This window comes from Nostoc sp. KVJ20 (genome assembly GCF_001712795.1).
Classification (GTDB): Bacteria; Cyanobacteriota; Cyanobacteriia; order Cyanobacteriales; family Nostocaceae; genus Nostoc.
Genome location: NZ_KV757626.1, coordinates 1 through 18822 on the forward strand (window position 1 = coordinate 1; position 18822 = coordinate 18822).

At 44.2% G+C, this 18822-nt stretch carries 6 protein-coding genes; 2 read left to right on the top strand and 4 right to left on the bottom strand.

Going from position 1 to position 18822, the window contains the following annotated elements; all coding sequences use genetic code 11:
- The coding region (locus tag A4S05_RS40355) for a cobaltochelatase subunit CobN (protein ID WP_176727030.1) at positions 1–962 on the bottom strand (962 nt) is incomplete at its 3' end.
- A gap of 94 nt (positions 963–1056) precedes the next feature.
- On the opposite strand from A4S05_RS40355, the gene A4S05_RS17490 reads away from it, so the two are divergent.
- Positions 1057–3018, top strand: a complete 1962-nt coding sequence (locus A4S05_RS17490; protein WP_069071076.1) for a GAF domain-containing sensor histidine kinase — start codon at positions 1057–1059, stop codon at positions 3016–3018.
- A 352-nt stretch (positions 3019–3370) separates the two neighbouring features.
- On the opposite strand, the gene A4S05_RS17495 is transcribed toward A4S05_RS17490, so the two are convergent.
- Positions 3371–6475, bottom strand: coding sequence for an esterase-like activity of phytase family protein (locus A4S05_RS17495; protein WP_370684463.1), 3105 nt, complete (start codon positions 6473–6475; stop codon positions 3371–3373).
- 1007 nt (positions 6476–7482) lie between these two features.
- Complete coding sequence (locus tag A4S05_RS17500) at positions 7483–12906, bottom strand: phytase (RefSeq protein WP_069071078.1); 5424 nt, start codon at positions 12904–12906, stop codon at positions 7483–7485.
- A 38-nt stretch (positions 12907–12944) separates the two neighbouring features.
- On the opposite strand from A4S05_RS17500, the gene A4S05_RS17505 reads away from it, so the two are divergent.
- Positions 12945–13157 (top strand): hypothetical protein, encoded by a 213-nt coding sequence (locus A4S05_RS17505; protein ID WP_141699741.1) that lies wholly within the window; start codon positions 12945–12947, stop codon positions 13155–13157.
- Here A4S05_RS17505 and A4S05_RS43390 read toward each other — a convergent pair.
- Positions 13154–18478, bottom strand: coding sequence for a choice-of-anchor I family protein (locus A4S05_RS43390; protein ID WP_084227145.1), 5325 nt, complete (start codon positions 18476–18478; stop codon positions 13154–13156). The genes A4S05_RS17505 and A4S05_RS43390 overlap by 4 nt on opposite strands.
- Positions 18479–18822 lie beyond the last annotated feature (344 nt).

Sequence of the window (18822 nt, forward strand, 5' to 3'; positions counted from 1 at the left end):
GAAGAAACCAACACTGGAACTGGTTGTAAATTTTTCTGTACCGAAGCTTCGCATAAAGCATCAATAACTATAGTATTCCCCGCTAAATAATGAGCGCGGTAGAAGAGGATGCCGATTTTGGGCATGGGGCATGGGGCATGGGGCATGGGGTATTGGAACCCCTGAGCTTCTGAGGTGGATGAACGGAGTTCTGAGGTGGATTCATCCAGTTCAAAGGTGGATGAACGGAGTTCAAAGGTGGATTCATCCAGTTCAAAGGTGGATGAACGGAGTTCAAAGGTGGATTCATCCAGTTCAAAGGTGGATGAACGGAGTTCAGAGGTGGATGAACGGAGTTCTAACTCTCCCTTACTCCTCTGCCCCTCTGCCCCCCTGCTCCCCTGCTCCCCTGCTCCCCACTCCCCACTCCCCACTCCCCACTCATACAATCCCACACGCGGAATCGGCTGAGGTGGTGCAGGATTATATGCAGTTAACAAGCAACTATCGGAGATAAATTGCAGAGCATTAACGAAATTTTCCACGCCGCCTTCGCTAAAATACTGCCATACCTGGTTAACAACACCCAAGGGCACGGTAGACTGGGAAATTAAATCGGGATCAAAAGCGTCATCCCCTGGCATTACAATGAGGGTTCTACCATTACGTTGCACAATTTCTTGCACTACTTCTAAGCCATAACCCCAGTAAGAACGTCCTCCTAATAGGCGCAAAATAATTACTTGGGCAAGTTCCAAAACTTGCTCACCGTAACTATCAATGCTTAACTGTTGCTGCAACTGCAACAGGTTGGCGACTCTTAATGCCGGAAAGCTTGGGGGTAACTTTGTCACCGCAGCTGCCAAGGTTTGAATGTCAGTATCAGCAGCCGTAATCAACACGAAAGGCGCGGGAGTTTGTTCTAAAAAAATTAAACCCTCTGACTGATTCCATCCACCCGATGTGCTACTTATACGATGCATAATCCTGTGTTACCGTTTTAAACTGTTGGTTAGTAGATAATCAAAACAAACTTTTTTCCCTGCATTCTGCCCCCTCTTACCAAAATGATTGAAAATGCTTAGTTCTCCTGATTTGAGCTTTTCTCGAACCTTACCTATTGTTGTATTTAATCAGCTTGGGGAGTTGTTAGAACAGATGGCTCAAACGGTGGGAAGTGCCGCCCTGATACTGACAGAAGCTATGTTGGTGCGAATTTGCATACCTGTAGAGTGGCAAAGGCAAAGGTTTACGCTAGTGGTTTCTGAGCAGTTTAGTGCGCTCTTGATAGGAAACTGTGAGGAGGAGCAGGGGAGCAGGGGAGCAGAGGAGCAAGAAATTTACTCGGCACTCAATGCTAAGTTGACGTTTAATTTAGAGGCGATCGCAACATTTGTCTATGAATTGAGAGACTTGTTTGAGTGCGATTCCTATACTCACCAAAATCTCGAACGTTATCGCCAAATTATTAAACCCAATGATGCCACGCTCCAAAGTCAATTTACGCTGTTGTTATTAGAATATCTCCTAACTCAGCCAAACCAAGAAATCATAGCACCTCCAAGCCCAACTGCGCCGGCAGTTTATATCTGTCAGCCAGTGGAAGATGCTTTAAAAAAACAGATTTCCCAAGAGCGGTTGTTAAATCAGGTAACAACACAGATCCGCAAGAGCCTAGATTTGCCAGTGATTATGGCAACGGCAATTACACAGGTGCGTGAGTTTCTGGAATTAGACAGATTAGTAATTTATAAATTTGAAGTTTCCAAAGTCAAGACTCAACAATACCAGTCTTCTACAGACGAGGTAAATGGAAAATGCTCAACTTCTATCTCAGTAAATAATCAACCCATACTAGAAGATTACCAACAGTATGGGGGTTATATTGTCTATGAAGCCCGTGCTACAGATGCTATTAGCTCGGTATTGAATTACACAGAAAAAAATTGCTTTATCCGAACCTCTCAATGTTGGGAGAAGTATCGCCAAGGTTTTACCTTAGCTGTGGATGATGTCGAAAAAACGTATGCTTTAGAAGAGTGTTTGTTGAATTTTTTAAGGGAATGCCAAGTTAGGGCTAAGTTTGCTGCACCGATTATCTTTGAAGACAAACTGTGGGGATTGCTGATTGCTCATCAGTGCAATGAGCCACACCAGTGGAATGATAGCGAAAAAAACTTGCTAATTGCGATCGCAGAACAATTAGCGATCGCTATTCACCAAGCTGAGTTAATGCAAACCCTCACCCAAGAAAAACAAAATCTCGAACAACGAGTTATTGAACGCACAATGGCTCTGCGTGATGCTCTCCTCGCCGCTGAAGCTGCTAGCCGGATCAGAAGTGAGTTTCTCGCTACTATCAGTCATGAATTGCTCACGCCTTTAACTTATGTGATTGGAATGTCTTCGACGTTATTACGCTGGCCTTTGGGTGAATTGAGTCAACGACAACGCGGTTATCTGCAAACCATCCACGATAGTGGAGAACATTTATTAGAAATGATTAACGACATCCTCGATTTATCACAAATCGAGGCTGGTAAAACAGCTTTAAATATTTCAGAATTTTCTTTGGTGAATGTTGCCGAAAGTGCTATGGAGTCACTGCGAAAAAAAGCAACAAGCGAACAAATTAATCTTATACTTGATTTGCAAATCGATCCCAGGCGCGATCGCTTTACCGCCGATGCCGAACGAGTAGAACAAATTATCTGGAATCTGTTAACTAATGCCATTAAATTTACCCCTGAAAATGGCAGCGTCACCTTACGTCTTTGGGTAGAAGATGATACTGCTATTTTTCAAGTCGAAGACACCGGAATCGGTATTCCTGATGAACAATTACCATTACTGTTTGAAAAATTTCAGCAACTAGATACACCCTATCGCCGCCGCTACGAAGGCACTGGACTTGGACTAGCTTTAACTAAACAACTGATAGAACTCCATCGCGGTCGAATTGAAGTAGAATCAACTGTTAGTATTGGCTCAATTTTTACTGTATGGATACCAACTCAGGCAATGAGAGTGGTGAGTTAGGAGGCAGGAGGCAGGAGGCAGGAGGCAGGAGGTCTTACCTCAGTTGGGGATTCAGACCCGTCCTGAATAAAAGCCAAATTAAAAATTTGGTGGGATCTTAAACCCAATACAGTTCAGATAAGACCAAAACACTTGTAGAGACGGCGATTTATCGCGTCCCAAAAACCCACAATTTTGTACTATTAGCCCTTAACCCAAGCGTATTGATTTTAAGCCCTTCTTCCCTAATGTCACGGTGGAAGCATTATTCCTTCTGCCCTCTGCCTTTCTTGATAAAAAAACGAGGAAGTGATACTTCCTCGTATTAGCAAAATCGCTACAGTTTAACTAATTTTGAATGTTGCAGTTTCGGCTAAACGACACTAGCAGAAAAAACGAAATCATTTGCTGTGAGGCTAGTTGAAGTAATTCCCAGCAATGAAGCTAACTCTGTATTTCCAGTTTTCACTAAGGTGTCACTACCCTGTTGCAATAGGGTTAGGGCACTAAACTGAGTAACGCCAATCCCACCCAGACCGATTTTATCAATGCCGATCGCAAAATCAGTCACGATGTTTTTGCTAGTTGGCAGACTGGCGTTAGCAATCCAGAACTGATCAGCACCAGCACCACCACTCAGGCGATTGCCGCCTCCTTGACCAGCAAATAAAATATCATCACCATCGCCACCAGATAGAGAGTCATCGACATTGGAGAAGAGTTTGTCATCTCCAGAACCACCATAGAGACGGTTATTACTGCCGTTACTGGTGAGGGTGTCTTTACCTGAGCCACCGAAGGATAATTGACGAGAACCTTCAATTACTGTCAGGGTATCAGCACCAGCTGCCCCAAACAAATTATTACTACCACTGGCTTCAATTACGACAACAAGATCATCGCCATTACCACCATTGGCACTGGTATTTTGAGCCGGGCCATTTTGACCAATGAATATTTGATCGTCACCGTCTCCTGTGGACACTGAAGAGTCATTACCCACAAGCACCGTGTCATCCCCGTTCCCGGTTTGGATGGTGTTACCTTGAGTAGCCTCGACAAAATCTGCTCCATCGCCTGTAAATAAGGTTTGATTTGGCTGGGCTGTAATATCATCACTGGTTGTGGAGCCAAATTTAATTTCTTCGGCTTTTGGTTGACCTACACCAGGAGCAAGGTTGAGGGGATTCTCCAGCTTTAAGAGAATAATTTCATTATTGTCTATGACTGGATTCTGAGGATCACCTCCAGGACGACCTGTTGAGAAAGGATAGTTGTTGTCATTAGCTACCAAAATAGTGTTTTTGTCAACAACTAAAACATTTTCAATGGTTACAAACGGGAAGTCAAAAGTGGTTTTACCATCTCCATTGAGGTCGTTGGGGTCTTGGATATTCAACAAGTCTGCAACTTCTTCTTTGACTACATAGCCATTAGAGTCTGTTTTAGACAGGTCTATTTTGAAAATCTTTTTGAATTGAGCAGAAGTTCCTTGACCACCATCCCGCTCAACGACTAAGTATTCATTGTCATTGATGACTGCTAGATCACCGATCGCATACGCGGGATTTTCCAGCTTGTAGTAAAGTTTATTATCGGTGTACTTGCGGCTGGCAATATCAAATTCGTTAATCCGCAACGCACCGGGAGCATCACCTTGAACCGTACCCTCTAGCAGCATATAGAGCTTGGTTTTGCTGGCGTTGATTGCTCCACCTTCAAAACCTTTTGAGCCACCCAAGTTAGCAAAAGCGTCTCCTGAGAGAACATCGGGGTTTTGTGGCGATCGCACTAAGTTATTCTGAGGATCACTCAAGAAATCTCGAACTTTATCCCCTGTATCTGGGAAGTCTGTGAACAGTGCATCTACCCCTAATTGAAAAAATTGCTGAAATTCTAGTTCTGGATTCCCTTGGTAATCTGCTGCTAAATACAGGTCTTCATCGCGGAAGGTGTAGGGATGAACCTGTAAACCTGCATTGTGAGCATCTTGAACTAAAGTAGTGGGAGGTAACAGTGTTCTGTCAGCTTCATTTACTGTGCCGTCGTTGTTGATATCATCTGCCAAACCATCATTATTAGCATCAGTACCTTTAACACTGACAATTAACCGCTTCCAAGGGCCAATACCATCAGCATAGGTAGCGATTTCAGCCAAACCTTCTGGAGTCCTTAAGTCGCCATAAGTCCGAAGGTCGTTACTGACTTCAAAATCATAAGGCTGAGTCTCTATGATCTCACCGTTTAGCCTAATTCCAGCGGCATCGAAAAGTTGAACCAGGGGAATATCTACCCCTGCCTCTGGCATAATGCGATCGTGGAGATCCTTGAGATTACCCACTTCAAAGGATTGGATGAAGATGCGACTGGGATCGGTAAAATTCTCAGCCTTAAGTGTATCGATCAGGATTTCACTGATGTTTCTGTTAATTTTCTCCGTAGTGCCGACATAAGTAGCTTCTTCGGCAGAATAGGTGGGATGCTTAGTTTCAGGATAGATGCCAATCTTTTTACCCGTCTCGGCTTCTACTTCCTTAACCAAGTCGATGATTTCGGCGAGGGTAGGAATTTCAAATTGACCATTGAAGGATTGGTCGCGGAAAGGTACACGCTGTATCGCTTTTAAAGTCTTGATTTCTTCTAAAGTGAAGTCTTCAGCGAACCAACCTGTGATTTCAGTTCCATCTAGACTGACTGTTTTCTTGCGATCGGCAAACTGTGGATATTTGGTAATATCGTAAACGTCTGTGGTTGTATTGCTTAAATTAAGAGTGCCATCAGCATTCAAAATTGCCAAAGCAGGTTCATGACGAGCAATCAACACGCCATCTTTTGTTACTACTAAGTCAGGCTCAATAAAATCAGCACCGTCCGCAATTGCTTGTTTGTAAGCTTCTAGAGTATGTTCTGGAAGTTTTCCACTAGCACCTCTGTGACCAAGAATTTTAGGTGCTTTTCCATCTAGAGTTTTGAAGAAGTCAGGTGTAGCAATGGGAGCTTCTAACAGCTTACCAGCGGCATCAAAATGTAGTAGGTAGGGGCCAAACTCTTCTCCAATCCAAATTGTCCCGTCTTTATCAAAGACGAATGACTCTACATCCAAGTCTGCACCAGTTAGTAATCTATCGGTAGTTCCTTCATTAACTATTTGGAAAGGAATCTTGTTATTGGGATCAGATAGTTGAATGTAGTCTAAAACTTTAACAGTGCCATCTCCATTTTCTGTTCCCTTAAAACTTGGGTCTAGACGATGGATGCGTAACAGAAAGTCTTCACTATTATCTTTGCTGCCGTAACCATTATCTGACAGAAAGTATAAAGAGTCATTATTAGCAAACTGTACACCACTGAAGCCTTGTATTGGCTGTCCTGGGAAAGGCCCCGTTCTGCCATTGGCTGAAATTCCCTCACCAGAAACAGGCCCATCACCATAGGTATCAGCAGGTAAAGAGGCAAAGCCTACTAATTCAATTGCCATAATTAGAATGTTGGTTGGGTATTTGGATTTAACTGGTTCGCAAACTAATCAAGTTCTCTCATTGCATCACTTGTGAGAAAAACAAATCATGTTCTCACGCTAAAAACCGGAATTACGGGTAAATTTCAGAATTACAATACTACAGTTTGGGCAAGTCCGTTAAGTCCGATTTTGTCATTAACACCGAGAATGCATTTATAAAAAGTGTATTCTCTCAGAGTTATTGAAAGCTTGAGAAATGAGAATGAGATGTCAACTGCTAATCAGTGTTAGTGAGTAATGAGTTTAGATACAGAATTGAAATCTGTTGATAGTAGTAGGGAGAACTTAGCTAGCAGTAAAGATATTTTCATGAGAAGATTAAGAAAACAATAAGCTAGCTGGAAGAAATGATTAAAATCCACTCAATCAAAAAATGGTAATAGTCTTAGAGGTTGTTTGAAAAGTATTTCTCTGTGACTTTAGGCACTTTTAGATCCCCCCTAACCCTCCTTAAAAAGGGGGGAACCGGAGTTAAAGTCCTCCTTTATAAGGGGGATTTAGGGGGATCTAGAACGTTTTGCTACCAAGAAGAGGACTTTTCAAATATCCTCTTAGGTTAGTACCAAAATTTCAGTCTGCTGAGGTTGGTTTGATAAATGAAATCCACCAATTGACGTTTAATCTTGATAGTTTGGCTATTTAATTATTTCTTGATATATTTGAAAATATAAAACTTAATTTTTCAGTCTGAGTTGGCTAGCGATCGCATATTTTTATAAATTGTAAGGGCTTATAAATCAATACGCTTGGCTTAAGGTTTATTGGTGTAGGTAATTGGTATTTGAAGACGCGATAAATCACCGTCTCTACATGAGGGTTTTGTTGCTCATTCTGAACTGTATTGGCTTATAAATTCATGAAAATTTTTGCAATACATGAAATATTTAGATCCCCGACTTCTTTAAGAAGTCGGGGATCTCGTTGTTTAGAAATGATTTAGGACTGGGATAACGCTAGGCAACAAATTAAGCCACGACGCTAGGAGAGAAAACAAAGTCATTTGCAGTCAGGCTAGTTGAGATAATTCCCAACAATGAAGCCAACTCAGTATTTCCTATTTTCACCAAAGTGTCATTACCCTGTTGCGACAGCGTTAGCCCACAAAATTGAGTTACGCCAACACCACCAAGCCCAATTTTGTCAATCCCGACTGTGAAATCAGTCACGATGTTATTACTAATTGGCAGACTACCATTAGCAATCCAGAATTGGTCAGCACCAGCACCACCACTCAGGCGATTACTACCTCCTTGACCGGCAAATAGCACATCATCACCATCGCCACCAAATAGCGAATCATTGATATTTGAGAAAAGTTTGTCATCTCCAGAACCACCGGAGAGACGGTTATTGCTACCGCCACTGCTAAGGTTATCATTACCGGAACCACCGAATAATGATTGGCGAGAACCTTCAATTACTGTGAGAGTATCATCACCTGCCCCACCAAATAAATTATTACTGCCACTGGCTTCTACCACGACAATCAAATCATCACCATTGCCACCATCAGCATTGGTATTTTTAGCCGGGCCATTTTGGCCAATAAATATCTGATCATTACCCTCTCCCCCAAATATTGAAGAGTCACTCCCTGCAAGTACGGTGTCATCACCGTTCCCAGCCTCGATTGTGTTACCTTCAGTACCTTCTACAAAGTCTGCACCATCACCTGCACTAAAGAATTGTCCTGGCTCAAGATTGACAGTATCACTGTTGCTAGAACCAAAACCGTTCGGGAAAGGAGGCTCTACAACTGTTAGGTTATTGGGTAATTCGAGAATGCCGAGTTTTTCAGCAGGTGTATTACCCGTAACGTTAAAGTCGTTGTCGTTAAGCAAAGCCAGAGTGTTGGGTGCTACCAGCGCCAAACCTTCTAATTTTTCTACTCCGGTGTAACCCAACTGAGCGGCATTAGCGATTAGACTTTTGGTGACAGGGGTAATATTGGCAGTAGCTAACTCGGCAGAGGTAAGTTGTTCAATGGTTTTATCAGCCGGTAAGGTAAAGTTAGCAGGGTTGTTGATGTTAGTCGCCCCGGCTAAATCAATTTGGTAAATTAGTTTATTGCCAGCAGACGTACCATTGTCATCTCGCTCAATTACCGCAAATTTGCCGTTACCCAAGGAAACTGCATCGCCAATCTTATCGGTTGCTGGTAGACCTTCTAAGCGATATAAATACTCTCCTGTTACCTGCTTGGTGACAATATCAAACTCTAGAATTCGCAGGTTGAGAGAACTTCTGGAAGTCGCATCATTGGCGACATCTGGATTATCAATTGGACTCTGGATAAAGGCGTATAATTTATCACCTTCCAGGGCGACAGCTTCAAATCCTCGGTTATTGCGGCGTTGGGCATAAACTTCTGGCAATACCTCAGTGCCAAAAGTTCCCACTGGTTGATCTGGGTTGGGTGCTGTGGCGGTTCCTTGAGGGATAAAGCGGTCAATTAATTTACCATCAACATCAAAGTGATAAATTGCCGGACGGTATTCATCTACCAGCCAATAATCTCCATTTTCCGCAATTACAATTCCCTCTAAGTCAGCACCCAAAGGATCGTTAGCGAGAACATTGCTGTCTAAGTCAACGGCAATTTCATCTGTGTAGGCTAAACCGTTTCCTACAGCTTGCAAGTTAGGCAATCCAGTTAATGGCGTTGTCCCATCTTGACGGAATAGCCCCGTTCTCTTGGTAATATTGATTTCACCTGTGGTGCGGTTGAGTTGAAAGCTGACTATTTCTGGTTGAAAGTCGGGTAATAAAAATGGTCTGTTTACACCATCAGGTTCTCCATTGGGGCCCCGGTCTGTGTGAGTGACAAACTTCAGATTCCCATTTGCTGCAAACCCTTGGAAATACAACCCAGAGAAACCACCTAAGAAAATATCTTGATTTTCAGAGGTTGTTCCTAACTTGGGTAGATTTTCAAATTCATAGATAGTCAGTTTGGGTTGAGCAACAGGATTGCGTGGATCGTAACTAGTGGTGTCAATAGTTAGAGAATTAGGGAAAACATTGGCAATATTTTCCCAAGGCACTAGCTTGAAGTTAGAACTGATATTTTCTTCTTCACCTTCATCACTGACTATTGTGGCAGGTTCATTGGAACCATCTTGAGTGACAAATAAACCAAATGGAAAGTTAGGCCCCAGTGGCACGTTAATTACTTCTGCACCATCTGACTCTTGTACGCTGTCAATTGGCCCATTGTTTCCAACGGCAAAGTTACCCACGTATTCGTTGTTACCTTCACGGGTGTAGGCAACAAAGGTATTGTCACCTTGGCTAGATGCTAATAAGTAGCCTGTACCATTTTTGCCGTAATAAATGGTCAGTCCTTCTACGTCATCAGTAAGGTTAGTACCGCCCAAATCTCTGACTTGATCAATTAGCTTGCCAGTTGTGCCGCCGTTTGGTTCTGCTTGGAATTTCCAGATACCGACATTTTCCTGGCCGATGTAGAGGAAACCAGTTTCCTGGTCTACTACCATACCCTCTGTTTGCGGATCGCGATCGCCAATTGTTGGTACAGTAAATTCTCGGACTCGTTCAATACCAATTTTGCCATTACCTTTATCAATCAGTTTAAACTGAGCGACATCTCCAGTTTCGCGGCGATTGGCAAAGACATAATAATCATTGGTGATTGGACTACGGTACAATGCCAGTCCGTAAGCACTCCGAGAAGATGAGGAATAAGGTTCTTCAAAAGGTAGCCCTTGGAAGAGAGTACTAAGACTGCTGTCGGTAATATCTTCCAGGTAATTGCCGTCAGCACCAGGGTTGGGGTTAATTTTGAAGATTGCTAGTTTATCATTGTTGCGATCGCTAGCTACGGCAATATCAATAGATTGATCGCCTAATTTAAAACCGTATTGCAGGTCAATGTTGTTGTAGCGAATACCACCCGGATTAACTGTCTCTAACAAATTACCAGACAAGTCATAAACCCGCAGTCCGCCATTTTTCACTGAGGTTAATACTAGGCTATCAGCAGAATTTGTAGCATTAATATAGATGGCAGGATCATCAGCATCGGCCCGTTGATCGACTGGGAGTGTTTCATCATCCAACAAATCGGGACGGGTTTCTACTGTGGGTGCAGCAGTTGGAACTAAGTCTGCATCGAGCGTGAGGATTTGGGTAAATTGGCTCTGGTTGAAGTTGTTATCACTTACCAACACAATCGACTGACTACCATCTGCTAATTTGGGGCCAAAGGTGATGCCTTCGATGTTATCTGTACCGTTAGGCAAATCCAGATCATTTAAATTTAATAGCAGGCGTTTTTGAGCGGGTTGGATAGCTTCTAGTTGCTCAGTACTCAGATTATTGAGAGAATCGTAGAAGCTAATATCTGTTGATCCTTGCAGAGAAACTTCGTAAATTTTGATAGTGTTGCCTACACCTTGGGCAAAGGAACGCTCTACCGCCAGCAAGGTTCCTCGGTTATCGATCGCAAGTAAATCTACTAAACCATTGTCAGCAAAGCCTGTGCTAGGGTTGGGTACATCCGCGATCGCATCAGTAATGTAGAGGTATTCTTTTTCTGGTTGCCCACTAAGCAGATTGTATTGCAGAATTCGGGAAGGACTGCCGCTGGTGAGTGAAGCCCTTAATCCATCTTGAGAAAGTGCGTTTTCGGTAGCGGTGAATAGGGTTTTCTGGTCGGGTGTGATGGTGAGGCTTTCAAATCCCAAATTATTGTAAACACCCGATGTCTGCGTGTCACCTGCATCGACAAGACCGTTACCGTTGGTATCCTGAACTACTGGCAGGAATTTGCTGGGGACAAATAGCGATCGCAATTCTTGCCCTGTTGTCAGGGAAAATTCCTTAATAAAGGGATCGCTAACTCGACCTGCACCAGGATTAACTTCACCTTCAGAAGAGATGAAAACAGTCTCATTGTTGGTTAAAGCAATGCCTTCTGGGTCAATACTAAATGTTGCAAATAAGTTGTTATCACTATCTTTCAGAGGTGTGACATTGGTAAAAGTCACCTCAGTATCAGCAGTGAAAGTATAGAAGCGGGCGGGGCCAAATTGTGAGCGATCGTCTGAAATAGCGTAGTAGCGGTTATTTGCAGCGTCGTAAGTGACACCAGATAGTCCTCCCAGTGGAGTCTGTACACCATTCACAGTACCCGCCATACCAGCAGGAATAAAGCCAGTAACAAAGGTAGTTTCTTCCACAAATCCTGCACGAGGAATGGTTTTACCTGGTTCATTTGGCCCAGTTTGCACATCTGCGAACACCAAGCGATGGTCGGAACTGGGGAAAGGAAAGGTACCTACCAAGGGGAATGTTGGGTCAGTATTTAGAGGCCAAAATACTCCTGAGTTGGCAATTGTCAGATCAGCGGAGGGCAACACGTAATCAGTCCGCAGATTTCCGGGAGTATTATCAGCAAAGTCTGCGGTGTCAAAGCTAGGATTACCGTTTTGGCTAGCGTTTGCACCACCCTGCAAATCTGATTGTTGGGGCGCACCCAGACTGGTAGGGATGACATTAGTATTGATATTGGGATTTTGCAATAGTTGGCGAATAGCATTGTCAAAACTATCACCATCCAACGGATCAGCATTTTGATCACCCACAATCACAAAGCTTGATCCAGCAGCAATCCCGCCCGTTTTGCCCTCATCATCATAGATGTAATTACCTTTACCAGGAGTAATATAGTCTGACCAAAAGCGAATCTCGTCATGGTTGCGCTTACCGTTGCGGTCTTCTGGCCCATCAAATACTGGTGGTGTGGGATGGCTGGCGAGGATGTGAATTGTCTCCCCATTCACCTGAATGGGTACATCCCAATGACTCTTGGAGGAAAGACGCACAACTTCGAGTTCCTCGTCAGAATACCAATCATTTGGCTGTGGTGTTGCGGGGTCATCGGGAAGCAAGGCATTGGGCATATCCTTCCAAAGGAAGTTTTGGAAGGTGCGAATATTGGCAGTGTCAATGGGATATTTGGACAGCAGCAGCATCCCGAATTGACCAGGAAAATTACCGAATCCCAAGGCATCATCGCCATATCCTGGTTCGCCTGGGGTTGTAACTGCTGTACCGTCGTTGTTTAAGTCAAACCCAGAAGCAATACCCGTATTGGAAGGAGCGATGTAGAAGTAGGGGTAGTCAACGGGAGTTGTACCGTTTTGGCTGATGGCTAGATAATTTTGCTGGAATAGTTGAACTGCCTCCGGGGAGTAGTCAAACTCGTTAATTAGTAGCACATCTGGGTTATTGCGCTGGATGATTTCTGCAACCGCCTTTGCCTGAGCATTATCGGGGGTAGATAAATCACTTAATAACTGACCTTCAGCGTTCCGATTCAAAGAAGCATTGAACTGGGAAAAGCGAATTGTGCTTGTAGTTACCATAGTTGAATTCTCTGGTAGATTCCAGACATGAGACTGCTTTGAAAATTGGGAGTGCGGAATGGGCGTTTCTTGCATTCCAACTCTTACTCACTGGGACTCTGCGCCGAATGGCACTAAGAAAAGATACAGCCCTTGTTCTGACTGGTTCCCAGCCTCCAGGCTGGGAACGAGACGACACAACCTTTTGGGCTTTTGTGCCATTCGACTCTGCGCCTCTGCATGAGCCAAGCGATCGCAGGAATCTGCGTTAAACAAAGACGAAACGAGTATCTGTTGCCAAATTGGTATTGCGGTTTAACCCGTTTTCCACAACAGCAATCAATTCCGCTCCATTGTTGGTGAAAATGCCCACATCCGATCTAACTGACCCTAGTGAGTAATTGTTAGCAACTCCCTTAAGCTGAATCTGATCGTTTGCTTGGAAGTTGAGAATATAGGCGTAGTCACTGTTGCCGGAATTGGCATAGAAAACTGAAGTCACATCACCCAAGACGTAAGTATCTGCACCTTGCTCGCCGTTGAGGAGGTCGATTTCGTTTGTGCCGCCCCCCCAACCAATCAGGCGGTCATCACCATTACCCCCAGAAAGTGCGTCACTGCCAAGTCCACCTAAAATTGTGTCATTGCCATCGCCGCCAAGGAGTACATCTATGCTTCCCTTGCCATCCAGGTAATCATTACCTGCTCCACCATTGATTAACTCACTGCCATTAGTGCCGATAACGCGATCGCTTCCAGCTAGAGCATTGACTATGTATCTGTTCAAACCCGTAAGTTCGCTAACAAAGATGATATCGTTGCCAAATGTCGCCTTGTTATTGGCCACAGTCAGGTCAAAGGTATCGCTAACATTAGCGCCTTTGCCATCAGCAGCGGTAACTGTGACTGCAAAAATCCCAGTTTGGGAGATATTGCCAGATATTACACCTGTGTTTGCAACGATGCTAGATCCAGCGGGTAAGCCCGTAGCACTGTAGCTGAGGGTATCGCCTTGATCGATGTCAGCAAATTTGTTACTGACATTGAAAGAGAAGGGTTTATTAGTAGAGATGATTTGGTCGTCAATCGGTTGTACTACCGTGGGGGCATTGTTTTTAGGGAGATTAAACCGAGCCACGCTAGGGTCATGATCGCTATCCTGATCAGCAAACTCTGAGTTAATGTGAACGACATCATACCCATCTAGCTTGTTGAGCAAGTTGTTACTAACTAAAACGTGGTCAAGGGTTTGGGCGTTACCTTGAAAGTTGTAGGTGTAACGCTCATTTTGCGGTAGCGTTTCAATTAAGGAAGTCAGTCCAGCGCTTTCTATGGTGTTGACGGGGTTGGAAAACTCAAAGTCATTTAAGTCACCCGCCACTACGACATTGGCATTGGGGTCGATCGCTAAAATACTGCTGACAAAGTTTTTTACCAGGGTAGCTTGTTGCTGACGCTGGGTTTCGCTAGTGAGAGTTGGTGGTTGATTCGGCCCAAATAATGGTTGGTCGCCACCTTTAGAGTTAAAGTGATTGCCAATTACATAAACAGTTTCACCGTTGAAAGTAAATTCACCTACTAACGGCTTACGACTGCTGGTAAAAGCGGAGTTGGTGGGGTCGATTAAGCCAGGACTATTAGAAACTGTGGGAACACCAGAGACATTGGTAACTGTGGTACTGGCAGTAGAACTACCACCGGGGCGATCTACAAAGTTGACACGACTGGGATTAAATAAGAAGCCAACCCGGATATTTCCCCCAGGTTCACCGCCGTTCGTATCGTCTACTGGGTTAATTTGCCGATATTGATATGTGGGGCCACCAGCAGCAATGATTGTATCAATTAATTTTTGGAAGGTGGCACTGGCATCAACTACGCTATCATTTGTCGGCCCGTTATTGTCCTGAATTTCTTCCAAACTAATGATATCTGGGGATTTCAGATTATTAACAATGCGGTTAGCCAGGTTGTTAAACTTGGTTGGCTCATCACCTGGGTCAAGGTTTTCGACGTTGTAGGTAGCAACTGTCAGTTGGTCGGTAGTAGGAGTTAAATTAGTTACTTCCCTGGTCAGCGTGTTTGAAGTCACTGTCACTGAGGTAGGTAGAACTTCATAGTTGCTGAAGTTATAATCCACCACACCTGTAATCGTGTCCAAAGTAGCACCGACGTTAACTTTGGGTGAGCTACCAGAGGTAAACAGCGTGTCATCAATTTGGATACGCTCTGGATTAAAATCGTTAGGGCTAATTACGATACCGCCACGGGCTGTACGTCCGGTGGCATTAGCACCATCGTCTGCGAGTACCCAAATTTCCCCAAAAGAATTTGTCGGACTAACTGCCACAGGATTATTTATCTGGACTAGCATTCCTTCTAAGCTTTCGTAGAAATCAATGCCATCCTGGGCTGGGTCAAAGGTGGTTGTTCCAGTTTCGATATTACCAGTAGTATCGTTATCAATTACCGTTGTTGGAATAGTTCTGCCGCCATTACCCAAAATCGTGGCAGTTGGCAAAGCATTTCCACTGGAGAGTTTGACTATCGTCGGGCTAGTAATTTCTGTGGTCGTCAGGTTATTGGCATTATTACCTGGACGAAACTCTGTAACTGTTCCACTGACTAATATGGAATCACCGACGGATACAGTTGGTGCTGATGATGTGAAAACAAAAATGCCTTCGGAAGTGCGATCGTCGCTGTCTGGAGTGGGGTCTTGCAAGTAAAAACCGTTACTTGTTTTAACCGTGACAATTCCCGCTACATTATTGACAGTCTGATTTCTAAAGGATGAAATATGCCCCGTTCCCTGAATATCGCTAATCCGAACGGATGGAGTTACTTCAAACACCGCAACCGTTTTGCTGACTTCGTTTGTGGTAACTAACAAAGGCTTGCCTGTGGGACTGTCAGCCGCCGAGACAAAGGTTAGCCCTTCGATCGCAATATCTTCAGGAGTGTTGATATATTGAACGAAGCTTGGCGCTTGCGGATTTGTCACTTCATAAACGATGACATCGCCAGTCCGTTCTAAACCAACAAAAGCATAAGTGCGGTTGTTGATGACTCCGATCACTACGCCTTCGGGTTCGGGCCCCTTGTTATCACTGCGGCTGTCAAAAGTATCAGCTGCACCATCTGAGTTAAACAGGGTTGGTACTTTAGTTGCGGTGATTTGTTCAAATTGGTCGCCACTGTCGAATATCTGATTACCGCTTGCGTCCCAAATCGAAAAGGAACGCGCCCCCAATGCTTCAATCCGATCGAAATCTCCGTCTCCATCGATATCACCCGTGGCCCCGGTTAATTGCAACCGTCCCAGATTGGTGTTTTGTTTTAGGGTAGCCGCATTTGGGAAAACAGTTGGATCTAAAACATATCCAGCTGCACCCACCCGGATTTCCTCGCTAAAACCAGTGTAGTCGCGGGAATCTCCTTCGTTGGCGGTAATGTAATAGGTTTGTCCGTTGGCACTGAAACTAGCGATCGCATCGGGTTGATATAACCCAAATATCGGCCAATTCTGAATATTGATTTTACCATCGCGATCGCTAGCATCTAATCCATTACCTGGGAGATTGTGATTTTTCGCACCCAGAGGCAAAATGCTGGTGATGGTGGCGCTAGCAATATCCAGAATAGCGATCGCATTGTTTTCTTGCAATGTAATCCGTGCGGTTTTACCGTCTGGATCTACTGCAATGTATTCTGGTTCTAAATCTTGTGCTACCGTCGAGCCGGGCCCAGTAATCCGCACGCCTGCGGCTTTGAGTGTAGCCATCTGGCTATTGAAGCTGGTAAATGAGGCTTGGGCAACGGTTGCGTTAGCCACGCCACCAGAAATATTAATAATACTGACTGAACCTTCAGGATCTACCGAATTTGGTTGCCCGTAGCTGTTGGGTTCTCCTTCATTTGCTACTAATACCTTCGTACCATCGGGGGTAAAGGTGAGCATATCTGGTAATGCACCCACCGCCACCGAGTTCAAGAAGTTGCCACTGGCGGCATTGTAGAAACTCACCTGTCCTATCTGTTGGGCGTTTGTGGTGGTGTTTTGGATGGCGTAAGCGACTGCGACAATGCCATTTTTCACCGCCACGCTGTTGGGAATGGCTTGCGTACCTGCGGGGGGAGTAAATCCTGTTGTCAAAGTACCAGCCGAGGTTACCGCACCTGTATTGCTGACGTTATAAATTTCAATTATGCTGCCAGCAACCACAAACAGGCGATCGCTTCCAGGATCAAAGGCGGATATTTCGGCTCCATTTGTACTGGTGAAACCGCCAATTTTCTGCAAAAAGCTGGAGTTATTGTTGGTAATCGTAATATTTTGGGAAGTGGTGCTGCCCAGGATAATACCTGCGGAGGGTGTACCAATGGTCAATGTTGCGGTTTCTGTTCCTTCTGCGATCGCATCATCGGCAACGATAAAGGTAACAGAACCAGTGGTTTCTCCGCTAGGAATGGTGATGATATTGTTGGTGAGGTAAAAATCTCCGCTAGTGATGCCTGTTCCCGAAACCCCTAAATTAACGGTCTGATTCCCAGATACGGCACTGGATGCAGTAGCCGTAACGGTGATTGCTGTTGTGTTTGCTTCCAAGCCAGTAGTGCTGCTGAGGGATAAGTTGACAATTGGAAACACAGCATCGTTATCAGCGATCGTGATATTTTGGGAAGTAGTGCCCAGTGTAATACCTGCGGAAGGATTACTGATGGTTAATGTAGCGGTTTCTGTGCCTTCAATTACAGCATCATCTACAACGGTGAAGGTGACGGAACCTGCGGTTTGTCCGTCAAGAATTGTGATGATATTGTTGCTGAGGTTGTAATCTCCGGCGGTGATGTCAGTTCCGCTTACGCCTAAGTTAACTGTTTGATTACCGGAAACAGCACTAGAAGCAGTAGCCGTAACTGTAATTTGGGTTGTACCTGCTTCAGTTCCGGAGTTAGCGTTTACAGATAAATTGACTGTGGGATTTCCACTAGCGATCGCAAAGTTTGTGGTATCTGGGACTGTTGCAGCATAACTACCATCTCCACCATCGAACCAATTGGCGATGTTGTTAACCAGCGGTTTGTAGTTGGCAAAACTGGCTTGTCCACTGCGTGAACCATTATATACCCCATAGTCAGAGTCATTCGAGAGTGCGATCGCATTAACTCCATTACTTAGCCCAGCAGGAGTCAGATTTGTTGTCCCCTCACTTGACACACCAGCCAGAAATGTGGTGGGAGCAGTGGCGCTAGTGCCGAGATAAGCATAAAGAGTCTCATCAGATGCAGCAAGACCATAGTTAGCACTACCAGAAACGCTAACCCTACTGAATGTACCAATTGACGCTGCTAGATTAGCAGCATTGTCAACTGCGCTGAAACGAATTACAGTACCAGCAGTAATTGTACTAGCTCCTGAATTCCACTGAAAATAAGACTCCCCAGTGTTAAAAGCTGTCAGGCTAGTAGCTTCGTTATCAGTGAAGTAAATGATTGTATCCGGGTCTATGTCTACAAACGTGACAATAGACCAACCATCTTCATCGGCATTGAAAGAGATAAAAGCAATATCGCCTTGTGTCAAAGCCATTAATAACGTCTCCTTCAATTTATTTTGTATTGTTTGAGAACCACCTGAAAAGCTGATATTCAGGAATAATTGGCAAGCATAATCAAGTCACATTGACAATCGCAATATCACTATCAAAAAAACCTATTTTTTGGTCAAAAAAGCTACGGATTTTACTAGCATTAATCCATATTCAGCAACCTCAAGTTATCTCGGCAACATTAAGAAACCGCTAGCAAAAGGTTAAAAGAACAAATATTTGCTAGTCAGTTGCTCTGAGAAATAAACCTGGATTTAGTTGAAGAAGTCGGAGGGGCAGCAATTTTACGCCCATAAAAAAGCAATAAAGTTCATGTAGAGACGGC